General features: G+C 71.9%; 8 protein-coding genes. 1 reads left to right on the top strand and 7 read right to left on the bottom strand.

The genetic code is table 11. The features are described 5' to 3' along the window. Positions 1-38: 38 nt before the first annotated feature. Together AS594_RS01050 and AS594_RS01055 are read right to left on the bottom strand one after the other, a co-directional pair. Complete coding sequence (locus AS594_RS01050; protein WP_069934024.1) at positions 39-1,649, bottom strand: GMC oxidoreductase; 1,611 nt, start codon at positions 1,647-1,649, stop codon at positions 39-41. Positions 1,650-2,154: 505 nt separating this feature from the next. Continuing rightward, positions 2,155-2,712, bottom strand: a complete 558-nt coding sequence (locus tag AS594_RS01055; protein ID WP_420877762.1) for a LuxR C-terminal-related transcriptional regulator — start codon at positions 2,710-2,712, stop codon at positions 2,155-2,157. Positions 2,713-3,208: 496 nt separating this feature from the next. On the opposite strand from AS594_RS01055, the gene AS594_RS01065 reads away from it, so the two are divergent. Next, a complete protein-coding gene (locus tag AS594_RS01065; RefSeq protein ID WP_079148374.1) occupies positions 3,209-6,733 on the top strand; it encodes an ATP-binding protein in 3,525 nt (1,174 codons plus the stop codon). Between the two features lie 155 nt (positions 6,734-6,888). Here the strand turns inward: AS594_RS01065 and AS594_RS01070 are convergent, their stop codons facing one another. The 5 genes from AS594_RS01070 to AS594_RS01090 all read right to left on the bottom strand — a co-directional run bounded on the left by AS594_RS01070 (position 6,889) and on the right by AS594_RS01090 (position 19,725). Continuing rightward, on the bottom strand, positions 6,889-7,083 hold the full coding sequence (locus tag AS594_RS01070; RefSeq protein WP_069925204.1) for a ferredoxin: 195 nt from the start codon (positions 7,081-7,083) through the stop codon (positions 6,889-6,891). Between the two features lie 44 nt (positions 7,084-7,127). Next, on the bottom strand, positions 7,128-8,342 hold the full coding sequence (locus tag AS594_RS01075; protein WP_069925205.1) for a cytochrome P450: 1,215 nt from the start codon (positions 8,340-8,342) through the stop codon (positions 7,128-7,130). 475 nt (positions 8,343-8,817) lie between these two features. After that, on the bottom strand, positions 8,818-10,017 hold the full coding sequence (locus AS594_RS01080) for a cytochrome P450 (protein WP_069925206.1): 1,200 nt from the start codon (positions 10,015-10,017) through the stop codon (positions 8,818-8,820). A gap of 45 nt (positions 10,018-10,062) precedes the next feature. Then, entirely contained in the window at positions 10,063-11,319 is a 1,257-nt protein-coding gene (gene ccrA, locus AS594_RS01085) for a crotonyl-CoA carboxylase/reductase (protein WP_069933656.1), read from the bottom strand. A gap of 60 nt (positions 11,320-11,379) precedes the next feature. Beyond that, complete coding sequence (locus AS594_RS01090) at positions 11,380-19,725, bottom strand: type I polyketide synthase (protein WP_069934908.1); 8,346 nt, start codon at positions 19,723-19,725, stop codon at positions 11,380-11,382. Positions 19,726-20,002: the final 277 nt, after the last annotated feature.

Raw genomic sequence — 20,002 nt, forward strand, 5'->3', positions numbered from 1 at the left:
GAAGGGGTGGGGCGCTGTCGGGCCGCGCCTACCGCTGGTCAGGAATCCGTGACGTCCTGCTTGATGATGCGCTCGACGTTCCGCTCCGCCAGTGCCGTGATGGTCACGAACGGGTTGACGCCGATACTGCCGGGGACGAGTGAGCCGTCGGTCACGTAGAGGTTCTTGTATCCGGCGACGCGGCCGTAGTTGTCGGTGGCCTTGCCGAGGACGCAGCCGCCGAGCGGGTGGTAGCAGAAGTCGTCGGCGAAGGCTTTGATCTGCTTGCCGAAGAGGTCGTACCGGTAGACGGTGGCGTTGGCCTTGTTGATGCGGTCGAACAGCGATTTCGCGGCCGCGACCGCGGGTGCGTTCTGGTCCCGGGTCCAGCGCAGGTCCGCCCGGTCCTTGGCGGCGTCGTAGACGAAGGTGCCGCGCTCCGGGTTCTTGGTGATGGCCAGGTAGAGGCTGGCCCAGGTCTCGACTCCCGCCGGCAGGGGGGCGATCTCGGCGAAGACGGGGGTGTCCGGGTTGTCCCAGTCGTCGATGCCGAGGGCGGGGATCGACGACTGCTTGGTGCCCGTGGGGTTCCACATGTGGTTGGCGCGGGCGGTCATGATGTTGCCGTTGGGGCCCCAGCCTCCGCCGATCTCAGGGCTGAGGTTCGGGAGGGTGCCGGTCTCCCGGGCACGCAGCAGCAACTCGGTCGAGCCGAGGCTGCCTGCGCCGAGGAAGAGGTGGCGGCAGGAGACCTCCTTGGTCGCGAGCAGCTTGCCGTCGGCGTCCCTCTGCTCGACGGTCAGCGCATATGTGCCGTCGTTCTGCTGACGGATCGTCCTGACCTCGTGCAAGGTCTCGATGGTGACTTTGCCGGTGCCCAGGGCGGCCGCCAGGTAGCTCTTGTCGAGTGAGACCTTGCCGTGGTTGTTGCCGTAGATCACCTCGGCGGCCAGCGCGGACTTGGGCACCGCACCGTTCGCCTCACGGCGCATGTAGTCCCAGTCGTAGACGTTGGGCACGAAGGTGGTGCTCAGGCCCGCGTTCGAGGCCTGCCGGCGCGAGACACGCGCGAACGAGTACCAGTCGGTCTGCTCGAACCAGCTCTTGTCGATGTTGTTGACCCGGAGGGTGGAGTTCGCGCGGGGGAAGTACTTGGAGTACATCTCCTCGGCGTCGACCTGGGGCAGCACCTCCTCGAAGTACGAGCGCCGGGGCGTGACCGCCATGCCGCCGTTGACGAGCGAACCGCCACCGACCCCGCGTCCCACGTACACGGACATCTGGTCGAAATTGACCCGGTCCAGTACGCCCGCGTAGGGCTCGATGTCCCGGTTGGCGAGGTCGAGCCACATGAAGGAGCCGAGCGGCGCCTCGGTGCGGGTCTTGAACCAGCTGGAGCGCTTGTCGGGCTTGAGCATTCCGGAGAACACGTTGCCGTCCGGACCGGGCTGGTTCCACAGTCGGCCCATCTCCAGCATCAGGGTGGGGACCCCTGCCGCACCGAGGCGCAGGGCGGAGACGGCCGCGCCGTAACCGGTGCCGACCACGACGGCAGGGACGAACGTGCCGCCGGAACCACTGGTTGCGGTGGCAGCGGCCGCCCGGGGGGCGGCGGTGATCGTGGTCTGCCCCCCGAGTGCGGCGGCACCCAGGACCGCCAGGCCGAGCATGCGGCGGCGGGACAGAGGCTGGTGGTCAATCACGCTGTGGCTCCTGAACTTGGAGGGAAAGATGAATCGGAACGCCGACCGGAGTGGCGGTCCGGGGCGGAACGGACCGTGTGAAGATCGCGCAAAGGCCGTCGGCGACGTCCGGATCGGACGCGAGTCGACCCGGTGAAGGCCAGGCACGGCTGTTCGGTTGCCCGGGGCGCGGAAGAGGGCGTCACGGTACGGCCGTTCCCGGGCGCGGGCAGAGTTCACGCATGTCTTCAGGCGTCCGCCGGACCGGGCGGCAGAGGGCAGGACGCGGCCGGTTCGGGCCGTCCGGCGGCCCGGAGCCTGTGGTAGGCGCCGGTGAGGTGCTCGTCCACCGCGCGTGCACGCACGCGAGCCGCTCCGCCATGTGCTTGCCGGATACCGGGTGAACGGCGAGTCCGGCGACCCTGTGTCCGGCCCGGGCGAACGCCGCGCCGGCCACCCGCGCGCGGGCGCCCGGCGCGGGCCCCGTGCCCGCTCACTTCACGAAGCCGTCCACGACCTGGGGGGGCCAGGTGCCGACCTTGAGTACGCCCAGTGAGTAGGCACGGGAGACCAGCGCGGCGCGGTTGGGCACCTTCAGCTTCCGCAGCAGGCAGGTCACGTGGTACTCGACGCCCTGCCGACTGAGGTAGAGGCTTGCCGCCAAGGGGATGGTGGAGACGCCGGCGGCGATGCCTTCGAGGATGCGCGCGTCCATCGAGGAGAGGATCTTCTTGCGTCGGGGCATCACAGGTGTCTGCTCGGCGTCCCCGGCCGTGGGCATCATGACCAGGATCGCGGTCGTGTCGGGCAGGACGCCGCGTACCGCGACCGCGGTGAGGGGAACGGTGAAGGCGGACTCCGCGCTGGGCCCCACGGCGATGACGGGCGTGACGAATCGCTGGTGTTTCCCTTCGAGTAAATTCAATAATTGACGCATCAACGGTTGCTGCACGCTCGGGTGCACGACGTCACGGAAATTGCGACCGCATATGTCCTCGGACGATCCGTTGAACTGCCTGAAGAACTCCTGGTTCGCCTGCTGGATGGTCAAGGTTTTATCGAGGCTCGCCATGCACAGGCCCGGAGTTGCAGGTGCTGGACTCAGCAAGAGAGACCTCCCAGTTAGGAAACTTGGGCGAAATAAACTCGGACGCCGGCGAACGGCCGTGAGGCTGTCGGCAGGGGCGTCATCGGCCCTGGGACCAGCGGTAACTCCAGATGCGAACATCGTGCTTCACGGCCCTTGCAGGGTTCTGGTCGAGCCGCTGGCGGCACCTTGCCGCCGCCCGCCGTCGTTTTTCGGCCCCCTTGTCGAAATCCTTGCCGGACACCTGACGCTTTCTTGCCAATCGCCGGATCTCCGGCTTGGAGGGCGCCGTTCGCCATGTCAGGATCCACAGAAGAAGGTGTGAGACCAGCCAGCTCGAACCGTCCGTCAGCCATATCCGCAAGCACGATGAGGACCGTTCATGCCTTTCCCTCCGCCCGCAGACGTGTCACCCGGGACGACCGGCCAGGCTGAGCTCCTCCTGAGCGTTCTGGGGCCCATGTCGGCGCGACACGACGGGCATGATTTGCCGCTCGGCCCGCCACGTCGGCGAACCCTGCTCGCCCTGCTGCTCGTACGCCTCGGCCGTGTGGTGCCCACCGAGCTGCTCGTCGAGGAACTGTGGGGTGACCAGGCGCCCCGGCACGCCGTCGCCACACTCCAGAGTCACGTCTCCCATCTGCGACGGTCCCTGCGCGCAAAGACGGGAACAGGCCAAACTTCGGTGCTGCGTCATCGGACACCGGGCTATGTCCTCGATCTCGACCCCGAACAGGTCGATGCCTGCCGCTTCGAGCGTCTGGTCACCGACGGACGGCGGCTGCTGGAGCAGCGCGATCCGCGCGCCGCGCATGCACGGCTCACCGAGGCTCTGGGGCTGTGGCGCGGCTCGCCGTACGCGGAGTTCGACGGCCATCCGCCGCTCAGCGACGAGTGCACCCGACTCGAACAGATCCGGCTCACCGCCGTCGAGTCCCGCGCCGAGGCACGGCTGGCTCTCGGCGCGGCCGAGGAGGTGGCCGCCGATCTGGACGGGGAGGCGCGCCGTCATCCCACGCGGGAGCGGCTGGTCGGCCACCTCATGACGGCACTGTCCCGGCTCGGGCGGCAGGCCGAGGCGCTCGAGGTGTACGAGCGGACGCGCAGTCATCTGGTCGAGGAGTTCGGCGTGGACACCTCGGCCGAACTGCGCCGGGTCAGAGGCGCGATCCTGCGCCAGGAGCCGGGAACGAGCGCCCCCTCGAAGAAGCTGCCTCCCCCACCGCTCGAGTCCACCGGAGCGTCGTGTGTCCCGCCGGTGACGAACGAGATCGGTGACGTCGGAGTACAAGACTCCGAGGGCTTGCAGAGATTCGGGGCCTCCTGGAACGGCGGGACGGCCGTCACGGTCCGGGGGTACGGCCCGGCGGTGGCATCCGGCGGCGCCAACGGGACGGACGAGTCCGGCACGGCCGTCGAACGCGAGGGGATCGCGGGGACCGACGCGCGCCCGAGGGCGCGAACCGATGTGCCGCCGGGCCCGCGGGCGGATGCCGCCGGCGCGCGGACCGGGTCGTCCCGGTCGCGGCCCGTACCCGGACCGGAACACGAGCCGGCTGCCGCCCGGGAAGCCGGGGAATCCCCGGAGTTCGAGTCGGGGTGGGCGCCTGCCCCCTCGCCGTTCACCGGCCGTGGCCAGGAGCTCGACCGCCTGACGACCGCCGCCGCGAGCGCGGTCGTGGGCCACGGCCATGTGGCCGGTGTCCTCGGCCCCCCCGGAGTCGGAAAGACCCGCCTGCTGCTCGAACTCGCGGCGCGTCTGGAGAGCATGGACGCGCACGAGAACGGCTCCAGGCTGGAGGTGCTCTGGAGCCACTGCTTCCCCGGCGAGGGCGTGCCCGCCTACTGGCTGTGGACGCAGATCCTGCGGCGGCTGTCCGCGACCCGGCCGGATGCCTTTCGCGAGGCGACGGAACCGTTCGGCGCCCTGCTCGCCCCACTGATGCCCGAACGGTCGGCGGCCCGGACCGGAGACCCGGGATGGGCATCCGACTGGCGCCAGGCCCGCTTCCTCGCCCATGACGCGGTCTGCGAGGTGCTGCTCGCCCTCGCCGGACAACACCCGCTCGTCCTGCTCCTCGAAGATCTGCAATGGGCGGACACCGCCTCCCTCGACCTGCTCAGGCTGCTGAGCACCCGCTGCCAGGGCCATCCGATCAGCATCGTGCTCACGGCGCGGGCGTTCGAGGCCGAGTCGGACGCGACGCTGCGCCGGATGGTCTCCGAGGTGCTACGCGGCCCCAGGACCGAGACGCTGCGGCTCGGCGGGCTTTCCCTGCAGGCCGTCGGTGCCCTCGTCGAGGCACACGCAGGACCCGGTGTGGACCCGAAGGTCGTCGAGGTGCTGCACCGGCGCAGCGAAGGCAACCCGTACTCGGTGATCCAGCTTCTCTCTCTCGTGGACGACGCGCGTAAGCTCCGTCGCCCGGATGCGGCCGACACGCTCCTGGCTCACATTCCCACCGGAGTACGCGAGGCACTGCACCAGCGGTTCGCCGCGCTGCCCGAGCCGGTCCTGCGAGTGCTTCACCTGTGCGCCGTCATCGGCGCCGAGGTGGACACCGACCTGTTGCACCGGACCGCCACGCACGACGAACCGGTCGTCGCGGGTCTTGAGTCGGCCATCCGTGCTGGCCTGCTCTGGGAGGACCCGCACCATCCGGGGCGGCTGCACTTCGCTCACGCCCTGGTCCAGGAGACGCTCGTCGACGAGCTCCCCCGTGAGGACCGCCACCGTCTGCACGCCAGGGTCGCCGACGCGCTGTGCGCGCGCAGGCGCGGGCAGGTGGGGGACGAGGAGATCGAGCGGGTGGCGCATCACAGCTGGCACGCCAAGAGTGCGCTGCCCGCCGCCGAGGTGCTGCCTCGGCTTCTGCTCGCCGCGGAACACGCCGAGCAGTCCATGGCGTACGAGCAGGTGGAGATCTGGCTGCGCCGCGCCGTGCACCTGGTCGGCTTCCTGCCGCAGGACGATCCCGCCACAGGGAGGTTGGAACAGGACCTGCACATCCAACTCGGCCAGGTACTCGCCACCACTCGCGGCTACGGCCACCCTGAGGCCGAGACGGCACTGACGCGCGGTCGCGCCCTCAGCACGGCCGCTCATGCCCCCGAGGACCCGTCGGTGCTCTGGGCGCTGTGTACGGCGTACATGGTCACCGGCCGCTACGACGCCTCGCGGCAGTTCTCCGGCCTGCTGCGGAAGATCTCGCGGCAGACCTGGGAGCCCGTGGCGGCGCTCGGTGCGGCGTACGGCGAAGGCATCGTGCTGCATGTGCGCGGGATGCTCCCGCAGGCACTCGCCGAATTGGAGCGCGGCGTCGGCATAGCGGATCGTTTCGCCAACGAGAATCACGCGCTGGCGCGAACCTTCCAGCACGACCCACGCGTCTCCTGCCGCTCCTACGACACCTTCACCCACTGGCTCCTTGGACACCGGCGGACCGCCTGCGCGCGCCGACGTGAGCTGTTGAGCCTCACCGAGTACGAAAGCAGGCCGTCCGACCGCTCCTTCGCGCTGTACGTGGACGGGGTCGTGGCGACTTGGGAGGGTGACACCCTCACCGCACTCGCCTCGAGCGACGAGGGCATCCGCGTCGCGGGCGAACACGGACTGCTCTACTGGAAGGCAATGCTGGGCGTCGTCAAAGGGTGGGGCCTGGCGCACACAGGACATCACGACGACGGCCTCGCCCTCATCCACACCTCACTGGCTGAATTAGGCCAGTCCAGGACGTACTTACGCCACCCGCTCCACCTGGGCCTGTTGGGCCAGGCGCAACATCACGGCGGGCGAATCGAGGAGGCGAGGACCACCTTCCGGAAGCTGCTGGCCGCCGTCGAGCAACGCCGCGAGCGCGTGTACCTCCACCCGGCACTGCCCGCGACCCCGCTGCTCCACGAACTGCTGAGCCACGGTGCCGACGACGCGCTCACGGGGCGGGGCCCGGGACGGGACGGGCCCGGCTCCGGCCGACGAGCGTGATGCATCCATGCTCTGCCTCGCCGGTCGACTCATCCAGTTCCATGTCCCCGTGACGCGCCGCTGCGGGATTCAGCAAGCGGTGGCCCTGACCGACCGGCTCCCGGAGAGCCACCACTCGCACGGTTGGGGACCCCGGGCCTCACGGCCGATGCAGCTCAGTCCTCGTGGATCGCGATCGCCTGTACCGGACAGGCCATAGGGACGTCGCGCACGCGCGGGTCCGCCGCCGCGTCCTCATGTCCCGGGACCAGGGCGACCAGCGCGTCGTCGTCCTGGGTGAAGACGCCGGGTGCGGTCATGACGCACTGGCCGGAGCCGATGCACCGGTCGCGGTCGACGGTGATGCGCATGGTGTGGCCGGCCTCGCTTCCTTCCGTTCCTTCCGCCCGGCCCCTCACCAGGTGACCGGGAGCTCGATCGGGCCCTGGGCGTCGTGGCCAGCCTTGATGGGCACCTCGTCCAGGGGTACGGCCAGCCGCAGGCCCGGGATGCGGGCGAAGAGCGCGCCGAGGGCGATCTCGAGTTCGGCGCGGGCGAGGTTCTGCCCCAGGCACTGATGGATGCCGTGGCCGAAGCCGACGTGGTGGCGTGCGGTGCGCCGGGCGTGGAAGACGTCGGGGTTCTCGTACGCCTTCGCGTCGCGGTTCATCAGTGTGATGGAGACCAGCACCGCGTCCCCGGCCCTGACGGTCTCGCCGCCGACATCGATGTCTTCCTTGGCCATCCGGACCAAGTAGTCGGAGACGGAGGTGAACCGCAGCAGCTCCTCGACCACTCCCGGGAGCGCACCGGGGTCGCGCAGCAGCACGTCGGTCTGCTCGGGGTGCTGGATGAGCGTGAGTGCACCGAGGGCGATCGCGTTGACGGTGGTCTCGTGGCCGGCCACCAGCAGGACCAGCGCGATCATGACCACCTCGTCGTGGTCCAGCTCGCCCTCCTCCAACTGGCGTGCGATCAGCTCGTCCAGCAGACCGTCCTCGGGCTCGGCCTGCTTCTTCCCGACCAGGCCGTGCAGATACGTGTAGAGCTCGCCGAAAGCCGCGTCGGCCTCCGCCGACGTCGCGGCGCCCACGAAGTCGCGGGAGCACTCCTCGAAGAAGTCATGGTCGCCGTACGGGACGCCTAGCAGCTCGCAGATCGCCATGGAGGGCACCGGCAGGGCGAAGGCCGACACCAGGTCCACGACCGGCCCCTCCGCCAGCATGTCGTCCAGAAGCCGGTCGACGAGGCTCTGAAGCCTGGGACGGATGGCGTTCATGCGCTTGACGCCGAAGCTGGGGATCAACATGCGCCGCTGACGGGCGTGCAGGGGGTCGTCGACGCCGATCAGCGGGAAGGCGAGCCCGCCGCGGCCCTCGGTGCGCCGGACGACGACGGGGAAGGCCGGGTGACCCCAGTCGGAGGACAGCCGGGGATCGACGAGCAGCGCCCGTCCCTCGGCATGCCCGGTGATCAGCCACGCCGGTCGGCCGTCGAACAGCGTGACCTGCGTCAGCGGGCTCTCACCCCGCCATTCCGCGTAGGCCTTCGGCGGCTGGTACGGGCAGGTCCGGTCCTGAGGGAAGGACGGAGTCTGCGACCCGGTGAGGCGCATTTCGCTCTCGGTCATGTCGTGCCTTTCGCAATCGGCAGTACGGTCGTTCATCGGTGAGTGATGGGCTACGGGAAACAGGTTTCAGTCCGTCGGCAAGCCGTAAGCAGCCCTGTCTGCACCCGGCCGTCCGGCCCCGGACCCTTTCGTCGGGCAAGTGACCGGCTCCGTGCTCGGTGACGGCCGCCTCGGTGAACGGGACTGCGCGCCGGGCCGCCCGGGACGCGACCGCCGCTGCGTCGCGCTGTGGCGTGCGGCAAGCGGCTTCGGGGACGGCCGGCGCGAGGACCGCGGCAGCGGCGGGAGAGTCCCGGCGGCACGAAGACCGGCATGCGGGCTCTCCAGGTCCGACGGTCACGCACCCGAAGCAGGCAACCAGTGGTGCGCACGGCCGCCTTGGCCGCCCCCGGCGCGAGGCGGCGACGGAAGGCGTGATCAGCGCACGCGGTCCGCGGGCGCTGATCACCTCTGGGAGTGAGCCGTGGTGCGGAGGTCACCAGGTGACGGGCAGCTCGTGCACGCCGTAGAAGACCATGTCGGTGCGGAAGCGGAGTTCCTCGACGGGCTTGGCCAGGCGCAGGGTCGGGAGACGGCGGAGCAGGGTCTCGAAGACGATCTGCAGCTCGATCCGGGCGAGTTGCTGGCCGATGCACTGGTGTGCGCCGAAGCCGAAGGCCAGATGCGGGGCGGGGCGGCGGGTGATGTCGAACCGCTCCGGCTCCTCCACGAAGGCGGGGTCGAAGTCGGCGGCGAGGACGTGCGCGACGACCTGCTCGCCCTCGGCGATGCGCACGCCACCGAGTTCGACGTCCCGGGTGGCGACGCGTTCGCCGCCGAACTGGCCGATGGTGAGGTAGCGCAGCAGCTCCTCTACCGCGTTGGCGACCAGCGACGGGTCCTCGCGAAGCAGGGCCAGCTGGTCGGGGCGGTCGAGCAACAGCGCCGCGCCGAGGCCGATCATGCAGGCGGTGGTGTCGTGGGCCGCTATCAGCAGGGTGCCGGCCGCGTTCATGAGGAACATGTCGTCGACGACGCCATCGGGGTCCTCTGTGGTGATCAGCGCCGAGATCAGGTCGTCCCCGGGGTCGGCCCGGCGCTCCTGGACGAGCTGGTAGAGCAGCCCGCCCAGGCGCATGCCGGCGGCCTCGGTGGCGGCGGCGTCCTGGTCGACCCGCATCATCGCCTCGGCGATGTCCTGGAACTCCGCCCGGCGCTCGACCGGGACACCGAACAGGTCGGAGATCACCATGGACGGCACCGGGTTGGCGAAGGTCTTCACCAGGTCGACCGGGCCGCCCTGCGCCTCGATGGCATCGAGGTGCTCGTCGACGATGCGCTGGATGTTCGGCCGGAGCGCCTGCATGCGCCGGACGGTGAACTCCTTGGCGAGCAGCTTGCGGTCCGAGGTGTGCTCCGGCTCGTCCTGCCACAGCAGGCTGCCGCGGCCGGGCTTCTGCGTGACGACGCCGTCCTGGGTATGCAGTGCGTGGGGCACCTGGACGCTGAACGAGGGGGCGCGCAGCAGGGCGCGCACCTCCTCGTAACCGGTCACCAGCCACGCCTCGTGGCCGCTGGTGAAGGTGGCCCGGGTCACCGGGGCGGCCGCCCGGATGTCGGCGATGCCGTCCGGCGGCAGGAACGGACAGCTGCGGGCCTTGGGGACGGCGGGCACGTCGACGGTGGGCTCGGGCATGACTCTCCTTGAGCTTGTGGAAAGGGGGTTCGTACGGCGGGACGGTCAGGCGGCGGCGAGTTCGAGCGCGATCTCGCCGCGCCGGGGCGCGTTCACGAGGACGGCCATGTTCCCGGAGGGGTGCACGTTGTCGTGCATCATCTGGTGCATGCGCCCGATGTCCTGGAGGCCTTCGCAGACGGACAGACAGGGGTCGAGCATGCCGGCGCCGACGAGGCTGATGACCTCGCGGCACTGGCGGGTGTCGGCGTAGTGCGAGCCCTGGAGGCGCTTGGAGCGCATCCACAGGTGGCGCAGGTCGACGTCGCCGTTGTAGCCGGAGGTGCCACCGCAGATCACCACCATGCCGGCGTTGTCGCACAGGTACATCGAGGTCGGCAGGGTGTCCTGGCCGCTGTGCTCCAGCACGATCCGCGGGGACCTGCGCTCACCGAGGATCTCCCAGACCTTCTTGCCGACCCCGCGAGCGCCGCGCAGGAACCGCGCCGACGCCTCGGCGTCCCCGGCATCGGGCAGCCGGCCCCAATGATCGAAGTCACGGCGGTTGATGGTGCCCACCGCCCCGAGGCGGCGGCAGTACTCGGAGCGGTCCTCGCTGGAGACCACGGCGATCGGGATGCCGCCGGCCAGCCTGACGAGCTGGATGGCCATCGAGCCGAGGCCGCCCGCACCGCCCCAGATCAGCACGGGGTCGCCGGGGCGGACCGTGTTGCCCTGCCAGCCGAACAGCTGCCGGTAGGCGGTGGGCCCGGTGAGCAGGAAGGCCGCCGACTCCTCCCACGACAGATGGGCGGGCTTGGGGTGGCACTGGTACTCGTCGACGCGGCAGAACTGCGCGAAGGAACCGAAGTTGGTCTCGTATCCCCAGGCCTTGATGCTCTCCGAGACCAGAGGGTCCGTGCCCAGCCGGATGTCCGCGGCGGCCTCGTCCCACTGGCCGCTGGTGAGCAGCACGTGGTCACCCACCTCGACGTTGCGGACGTCTTCGCCGACGGCCCACACCACGCCGGAGGCCTCCGAGCCTCCGATGTGGAAGTCCTCGGGCTGGCCCTGGCGCTGTCGCATGCCGATGACGTCGACCGGCTCGCCCAGCGAGGACCACACATTGTTGTAGTTGATGCCGGCGGCCATCACGTAGACCAGCACCTGGCCCCGGCCCACCTGGGGGGTGTCGACGACCTCGGTGCGGAACGCCTGCTTCGGCTCTCCGAAGCGGTTCTGGCGGATCACCGAGGCGTACATCTGCCGCGGGACCTCACCGAGGGGCGGGGTCTCGCCTATCTCGTAGAGAGTCTTCGTCATGGTTTCTCTCCCACATCTGCTCTGTCCGGGTCCGGGGTGCCCGCGGTGGTCGCGGGCCGGTCATGCGGTCGTTGCGTCCGGAGGTGCGGCAGGGCCGGACGGATCGGTGACGACGTCCGCCAGCCAGGAATCCACCGCCGCCGCGGTGCTGCCGGCGTGGTCCTCCAGCATCGAGTAGTGGTTTCCAGTCACTTCGACGATCGTGTCCACGTGCTCGGGCGGTGCCGCGCGCCCGTCGCCGTCCGTGGCGTCGGCCAGCATGGGCTCGCTCGCCCGTACGAGCAGGGTCGGCGCGGCGATCTGCGGCGCGGCCCAGTCGTCGAACAGGCACATGTAGCGGCCCATCGCGGTGAGCTGTTCGCCGCCGGACCTCATGAAGTCCAGGCGCTGCGACTGCGCCTGGGCCATCGCGTTGAGCACCTGGTGGTCGAAGGGGACCTCGCGGCTGAAACTGTCGACCATGACCACGGCCGCCGGCCGCTCGCCCATGGCCTCCAGGTGTGCCGCCACGCCGTGGGCGATCCAGCCGCCCGAGGAGTAGCCGAGCAGGACGACCGGCTTTCCGCCAGCGCACTCCCGTACGGTCTGCGCGTGCAGCCGGAGCACGACGTCCGGATCGGACGGGACCGGCTCGCCCTTCTCGTAGCCGGGGTGGACCAGCGCCCACACGTCCAGCCGGTCGCGGAAGGGTGCGGCGAACCGCGCGTACTGATGCGCCCCGGCCGGTACGACGTACGGCGACAAGCACATCAGCGCGAGGGGACGGTCGCCTTGCGACAGCCGTACCGGGGCGGGCCGCTGGGCCAGTTCCTCGGGCCGCTGGAACGAGGGCCGGAAACGGGCCGCCTCCATCAGCATCCCCATGGCCTCGGCGGCCGTCCCGTTCTCGCTCGCGTGCCGGTAGAGCTGCACCAGCATGTCGGCGGGCCGCTCCTCCGCCGTGCCGTGGCCGGCGCCCCGGAGCCGCGTCAACAGGTGCCTGGCGAGCCTGGCGGGCGTGGGATGGTCGAAGGCCAGTCCGGCGGGCAGGCGGACACCGGTCGCCGCCGACAGGCGCCGGCGCAGGTCGATCGCGGTGAGCGAGTCGAAGCCGAGCTCCAGGAAGTGCGCGGTGGGCGGCACGTCCTCGGCCGACGCGTGGCCGAGGACCACGGCGCTCTGGGCGCGGATGTGCTCCAGCAGCCGCTCCTCCTGCTCGGCCGGGGCGAGTGCGGCGAGCTCGGTCGCCAGCGCCGCTTCGGCGCCGGTCTCCTCGCTGGCGGCCTGCTCGGCCTCCAGGAGCCGCTGTACGTCGGGCAGGTCGGCCAGCAGCGGGCTGGGCCGTCCGACGGTGAAGGCGGGCAGGAACTTCTCCCAGTCGATCGGGGCGACGGTGAGGGCCGCCTCGTCGTGCTCGACGGCCTGGCGCAGGGCGGTGATCGCGAGGTAGGGGGCCATGAGGCCCAGGCCCCGCCGCTCGCCGCGCTCCTGGACCGCGTCGTCGACCATGCCGCCGCCCGCCCAGCCGCCCCAGGCGACCGAGGTCGCGGTCAGGCCGCGGGCCCGCCGCCGCAGTGCCAGGGCGTCCAGGAAGGCGTTGGCGGCGGCGTAGGAGGCCTGCCCGCCGCTGCCCCAGACGCCGGCACCGGAGGCGAGGAGGACGAACGCGTCCAGCTCACGGCCGTCGAGCAACTCGTCGAGGTGGATAGCGCCGGTGACCTTGGCGGCTGCGGCTTCGGTGAACTCGTCGAGACTGGCGTCGGCCAGCGGGGACGACCGTGCCGTGCCGGCGGCGTGCAGCACCGCGGTGAGCGGGTGCCGGGACTCGATGCCGGCGAGCAGCCGGGCGACCGCGTCACGGTCGGCGATGTCGCAGGCGACGATGGTCACTTCGGCGCCCAGGGCGGTCAGCTCCGCGTGCAGCTCCCGCGCACCGGGGGCGTCGGGCCCGCTCCTGCTGGTGAGCACCAGGTGCTGCGCGCCCGCGCCGGCCAGCCAACGGGCGAGGTGCCGGCCCACGCCACCGGTTCCGCCGGTGACCAGGACGGTGCCGCGCGGCTGCCACGGTGTCGCGGACTCCACGTCGGCGGGCCGCGCCCGGACCAAGCGCCGGCCGTACACGCCGTCGACCCGTACGGCGAGCTGATCCTCGTCGTGCCGGGCCAGCGCCCCGGCCAGGCGGCGCAGCGCGTGCTCGTCCAGCTTCTCGGGCAGGTCGACGAGACCGCCCCAGCGCCGGGGCAGTTCCAGTGCGGCGACGACGCCCAGGCCCCAGAGCTGTGCCTGGCCGGCGTCGCGCAGCGGGTCGGTGGCTCCGGTGGACACGGCTCCGCGGGTCGCACACCACAGCGGTGCCTGGACGTCCGCGTCGCCCAGCGCCTGCACCAGGGTGACGGTCGCGGCGAGGCTCGCGGACAACGTGGGGTGGGCCGGGTGGCGGCCGGGGGCGAGGCCGAGCATCGACAGGACACCGGCGGGCTGTTCGCCGCCGAGTTCCTCGGTGAGCCGTTTCGCGGCCTGCGACCGGTCACAGTCGACGGGGAGTTCGACGACCCGCACCTTGGCGCCGTGGGCGCCGAGCACGCCGACGACGCAGGGCGCCCACTGCTCGTCCGCCATTCCGGCGGGGAAAACGGCGAGCCACAGGCCGTCCAGGCCGGGGGCCGGGTGGTCGGTCAGCCGCCGGAAGGAGACTCGGTAGCGCCAGCCGTCCACGGTGGACTTCTCGCGACTGCGCCGACGCCACGCGGACAGCACCGGCAGCGCCGGGCCGACGAGGTCGGCGTCATCCGCCCCGAGTTCATCGGCGAGCCCGGACAGGTCCGTGTTCTCCACCAGCTCCCAGAACCCGGCCTCGACCGGATCGGTGCCCGCGGGCACCGGGTCGGCGCTCTCCAGCCAGTACCTCTGCCGTTGGAACGCGTACGTCGGCAGGTCCACGCGCCGTACCGGACGCCCGGCGAAGGGGACCGTCAAGTCGACGGGCACGCCGCTCACATGCAGTTCGGACACGGAGCGCAGGAAGCGGTCCATGCCGCCCTGGCCCCTGCGCAGCGAGGCGCCGGTCACGGCGTCGGCACCGGCCTCCTCCGCGATCTCCTGCACCGAGCCGGCCAGCAGCGGGTGCGCGCTGCACTCGACGAACACCCCGTGCCCGTCCGTCAGCAGCGACCGTACGGTCCGCTCGAACTCCACCGTGTGCCGCGCGTTGCGGTACCAGTACTCGGCGTCCAGGGTGGTGGTGTCCAGCACGGTGCCGGTCACCGTGGAGTAGAAGGGGATGTCCGCCGCGCGCGGCGCGACCGGGGCGAGCAGCTCGAGCAGTTCGGGGCGCAGGCTCTCGACCTGGGCGGAGTGCCCGGCGCCGGTGGCGCCGCGGACCCTGCGCACGCGCACGCCCTCGGCTTCGAGTTCCGCCAGGAGTTCGTCGACCGCGTCGGGCTCTCCGGAGACGGTCAGGGCGGCGGGCCCGTTCACGGCGGCGACCGACAGCCGGTCCCCGTACTTCTCCAGCCTCGCGCGCACCCGGTCGGCGGGCATAGTGACCGCGAGCATGGCGCCCTTGCCGATGAGCTTGGTCAGCGAGCGGCTGCGCAGGGCCACGATCCGGGCCGCGTCGTCCAGGGTCAGCGCGCCCGCGACGTACGCGGCGGCGACCTCGCCCTGCGAGTGGCCGACGACGGCGGCAGGCGTCACACCGTAGGAGCGCCACAGGGCGGCCAGCGACACCATGACGGTGAACAGCGCGGGCTGGGCAACCTCCACCTCGGCCACGTCCAGCGCGTCGGGCTCGGCGCGCAGGACGTCGAGCAGAGGCCAGTCGAGGTAGAGGGCGAACGCCTCGGCGCAGGCCTTTGCCTGCTCGGCGAAGACCGGGGCGGTTTCCAGCAGTTCGCGGGCCATTTCGGTCCACTGCGAGCCGTGGCCGGGGAAGACGAAGGCGACCTTGCCGGAGGCCGCGGCGGTGCCCTGGACCACGGTGTCCGCGGGTTCGCCGTCGGCGAGCGCCGCGAGCCCGACCCGCAGCTCGTGCCGGTCGTGGCCGACGACCACGGCCCGCTGCTCCAGCGGCGTCCGCGTGGTGACGAGGGCGCGGCCGACGTCGGGCAGCGAGAGCCCTTCGGCACGGTCGAGGTGGTTCAGGAGCCGTCGGGCCTGCTCGCGCAGGGACCGGGCGGTCTTCGCGGACAGCGCCCACGGGAGCACGTCCAGGGGTCGGGCGGCGGTCGCGTCCTGCGCTGCGGGGGTCTGTTCGCCCTCGGTGGCGGGCGCGGTCCGCGGGGCCTGCTCGATGATGGTGTGCACGTTGGTGCCGCTCATCCCGAACGAGGAGACGGCCGCACGCCGTGGCCTGTCCCGGTCGGGCCAGGCGGTCTGCTCGGTGAGCAGGCGCACGTTCCCCCTGGACCAGTCGACGTCCGGGGTCGGCTCATCGACGTGCAGCGTCCGCGGCAGGACGCCGCTGCGGATGGCCATCACCATCTTGATGACGCCGCCGACGCCCGCGGCCGCCTGCGCGTGGCCGATGTTGGACTTCAGCGAACCGAGCCACAGCGGCCGGTCCTCGGAACGCTCCTCGCCGTACGTGGCCAGCAGCGCCTGTGCCTCGATCGGGTCGCCGAGCCGGGTCCCGGTGCCATGGGCCTCCACGGCGTCCACCTCGTCCGCGGCGAGCCGGGCATTGGCCAGCGCCTGCCGGATGACCTGCTGCTGGGCCTTGCCGCTGGGCGCGGTCAGGCCGTTGGAGGCGCCGTCCTGGTTGACCGCGCTGCCCCGCACGACGGCGAGGACCTGGTGCCCGTTGCGGCGGGCGTCGGACAGCCGCTCCACCAGGAGCATGCCCACGCCCTCGGCGAAGCCGGTGCCGTCGGCGGACGAGGAGAACGCCTTGCAGCGGCCGTCGGCGGACAGCGCGCGCTGCCGGCTGGACATCGTGAACGCGGACGGTCCGGCCATCACCATCACTCCGCCGGCCAGTGCCATGGAGCACTCGCTGCCCCGCAGCGCCTGCACGGCGAGGTGGAGGGCGGTCAGCGAGGACGAGCAGGCGGTGTCGACGGTGACCGACGGGCCCTGCAGGCCGAAGGTGTAGGAGAGCCGGCCGGAGATCACGCTGGCCGCGTTGCCGCTGGGAATGTAGCCCTCGACGCCGTCGGGCACCTTGAGCGGGCGGCCGGTGTAGTCCTGGTAGCCGGAGCCGACGAAGACGCCCGTGGCGGTGGAGCGCATCGCGTGGGGGGCGATCCCGGCGCGCTCGAAGGCCTCCCAGGTGGTCTCCAGCAGCAGGCGCTGCTGCGGGTCCATGGCGACGGCCTCACGCGGGCTGATTCCGAAGACCGCGGGGTCGAACTCGTCCGCGTCGTGCAGGAATCCGCCCTGGGTGGTGTACGTGGTGCCGGGGTGATCGGGGTCCGGGTGGTAGAGCCGTTCGACGTCCCAGCCGCGGTTGCCGGGGAAGCGGGAGATCGCGTCGCGGCCGGAGGCGACCAGCTCCCACAGGTCCTCGGGTGAGCGCACGCCGCCGGGGTAGCGGCAGGCCATGCCGATGATGGCGATCGGCTCGTCCAGCACCGCGGCGGCCGTGGCGGCCGTGGCCTTCGCGTCCTGGCCGCCGGTGAGTTCGGTGAGCAGGTGGGCGGCGAGGTCCGCGGCCGTGGGGTGGTCGAAGACCAGCGTCGTGGGCAGGGCGAGGCCGGTGGCCTCGTTGATGCGGTTGCGGAGTTCCACCGCGGTCAGGGAGTCGAAGCCGAGGTCCCGGAAGGGCCGGTCGGTCTCGACGGCGCCCGCTCCGCGGTGGCCGAGGACGGCGGCGGCGTGCGTGCGCACGAGGTCCACGAGGGCCCGTGCACGGTCCTCGTGCGACAGCCCGGCCAGGCTCTCGGCGAGCGCCCCGGAGCCGCGGCCCGCTTCGGGGGCGCCCTCCGTGAGGGTCGCGCGTACCTCGGGGAGGTCGCCGAGCAGCGGGCTGGGCCGGCCGAGGGTGAAGGGCACGATGAAGCGCGGCCAGTCCACGTCGGCCACGGTCAGCAGGATCTCGTCGAGGTCGAGCGCGTGCTGCAGGGCGGTGATCGCCGATGCGGGGGTCATCGCGCGAAGGCCGCGGCGGCGCAGTCGCTCCTCGTCGTCGCCCTCCTCGACCATGCCGCCGTCGGCCCAGGGGCCCCAGGAGACGGCGGTCGCGGTGAGTCCGCGGTCGCGGCGCCGCCGGGCGAGACCGTCCAGGAAGGCGTTGCCGGCGGCGTAGGCGGCCTGGCCGCCGCTGCCCCAGACGCCGGAGACGGAGGAGAAGAGGACGAAGGCGTCGAGCTCCTGGTCGCCCAGCAGTTCGTCCAGGTGCGCCGCGCCGCCGGCCTTGGCGGCGAGCGCGGCGGCGAAGACGGCCGGGGTGGTGGCGTCCACCGTGCCGGCGTCGGCGACCCCCGCGGCGTGCACGACGGCGGTGAAGGCGTGCTCGGCGAGCAGGGCCGCCACGGCGTCGCGGTCGGCCACGTCGCAGGCGGCCAGCGTGACGCGGGCACCGAGGGCTTCCAGCTCGTCCCGCAGGGCGGCGGCGCCCGGGGCGTCCGCGCCCCGACGGCTGGTGAGGACGAGGTGTTCGGCGCCGCCGCGCGCCAGCCAGCGGGCGACGTGGCCGCCCAGCGCACCCGTACCACCGGTGATGAGGACGGTGCCGCGGGGCTGCCAGCGGCGGGTGGCCGCCCGTGCCGGTGCGTGGGCGAGCCGCCGGGCGAAGACGCCGGAGGAACGGACGGCGAGCTGGTCCTCCTCCCACCGGCCCGTCAGCGCCTGTCCCAGCACGTCGGCCAGGCGTGCGGCGGCCTGGTCGTCGACGGACTCCGGCAGGTCGATCAGGCCGCCCCAGCGCCGGGGCAGCTCCAGGGCGACGGTGCGGCCCAGGCCCCAGACCTGGGCGTGCCGGGCGTCGCGTACAGCGTCGGAGCCGCTCACGGCCACCGCGCCCGAGGTGAGGCACCACAGCGGGGCGTCGACGCCCGCGTCGCCCAGGGCCTGGACGAGCAGCAGGGTGGGCAGCACGGGGTCGCCGGTGACGAGCAGGGACAGCACGCCGTCGACCGGTCCGATCCCGGCCAGTTCCCCGGCCAGACCGGCGCGGTCGCTCGCCGCGCCGACGGCCAGCGTCTTCAGAGTGGCGCCGCGGGCGGTGAACGCGGTGCGGACCGCGGCGGTCTGCTCGTTCTCCTCCTCCGGCACGGCGAACAGCCAGGTGCCGCCGATGCCGGCCGACGCGGGCTCGCCCAGGCGCTTCCACGACTCGCGGTAGCGCCGGCCGTCCACGGTGGATTGCTCCTTGCGCTGCCGCCGCCACGACGACAGCCTCGGCAGCACGTCGCTGAACGCGTCCCCAGCCCCGATGTCGAGCGTCTCGGCGAGGGACAGCAGGTCCTCGCGCTCGACGGTCTCCCAGAACTCCGCGTCCACCGGGTCCGCCGCGACCGCGCTGGCGGCAGCGGTTTCCGGGGCGTCGACCCAGTACCGCTCGTGCTGGAAGGCGTAGGTAGGCAGGTCGGTCTTCCGCGCACCGGCGAAGAACGAGCTCCAGTCCACGGACACGCCGTGCGTGTGCAGATGGGCCAGCGCCGTCACGACGGCCTGCCGCTCGGGGCGGTCGGCCCGGAGTACGGGGACGGTGACGATGTCGTCCACACAGCCCTGCGCCATGCCGCTCAGCACACCGCCCGGACCGATCTCGATGAAGGTCTTCACGCCCAGGTCGTGCAGGGTGCGGACGCTGTCGGCGAAGCGGACGGTCTCGCGCACGTGCCGGACCCAGTACTCGGGGGTGTAAGCCTCGACAGGCTGACCCGTGAGGTTGGAGACGACGGGGAGCTGCGGCTGCTCGAAGGCCAGGCCACGGACGACCTCGGCGAACTCCTCCAGCATCGGGTCCATCAGCGGCGAGTGGAACGCGTGACTGACTTTCAGCCGGGACGTCTTACGGCCCTGCTCGGCGAAGCCCGCGGCAATCGCCAGGACCGCCGTCTCGACACCGGAAACCACAACCGACGAAGGGCCGTTGACCGCGGCGATGCTCACCCCGTCGGTGAGGTGGGGCAGGACTTCCTCTTCGGTGGCCTGCACGGCGACCATCGCGCCGCCCACGGGCAGTGCCTGCATCAGTGCGGCACGCGCGGACACCAGTTTCGCCGCGTCGTCGAGGGACAACGCACCGGCCACGTGCGCGGCGGCGATCTCGCCCACGGAGTGGCCGGCGACGAAGTCGGGCCGGACGCCTAAGGATTCGAGGAGCCGGAACAAGGCCACCTCGACCGCGAAGAGGGCGGGCTGGGTGCACCCGGTCCGGTGAAGCGTTTCGGCATCGACGTCGACGGGGGCGTCCAGGTGCGCGCACACCTCGTCGTAGGCCGCGGCGAAGGCGGGGAACGCCGCGTACAGTTCGCGCCCCATACCGATGCGCTGCGATCCCTGCCCGGAGAAGAGGAAGCCGGTCCTGCCGCCGGCCGGGCGCCCCAGCAGCACACGGGACGAAGGGGTCCCGGCGGCCAGGTCCGCCAGCCCGAGGAGCAGTTCCTCACGGTTCCTCCCCACGACCGCGGCCCGGTGACGCATGGCCGCGCGAGTCGTGGCCAGCGACAGTCCGACGTCCTGGGGCCGGACCTCGCCCCGTACCAAGGGCAGCAGCCGGTCCGCCTGGGCCCGCAGCGCCACGTCGCTCCTGGCGGAG

The organism is Streptomyces agglomeratus (assembly GCF_001746415.1).
GTDB classification, from domain to species: Bacteria; Actinomycetota; Actinomycetes; order Streptomycetales; family Streptomycetaceae; genus Streptomyces; species Streptomyces agglomeratus.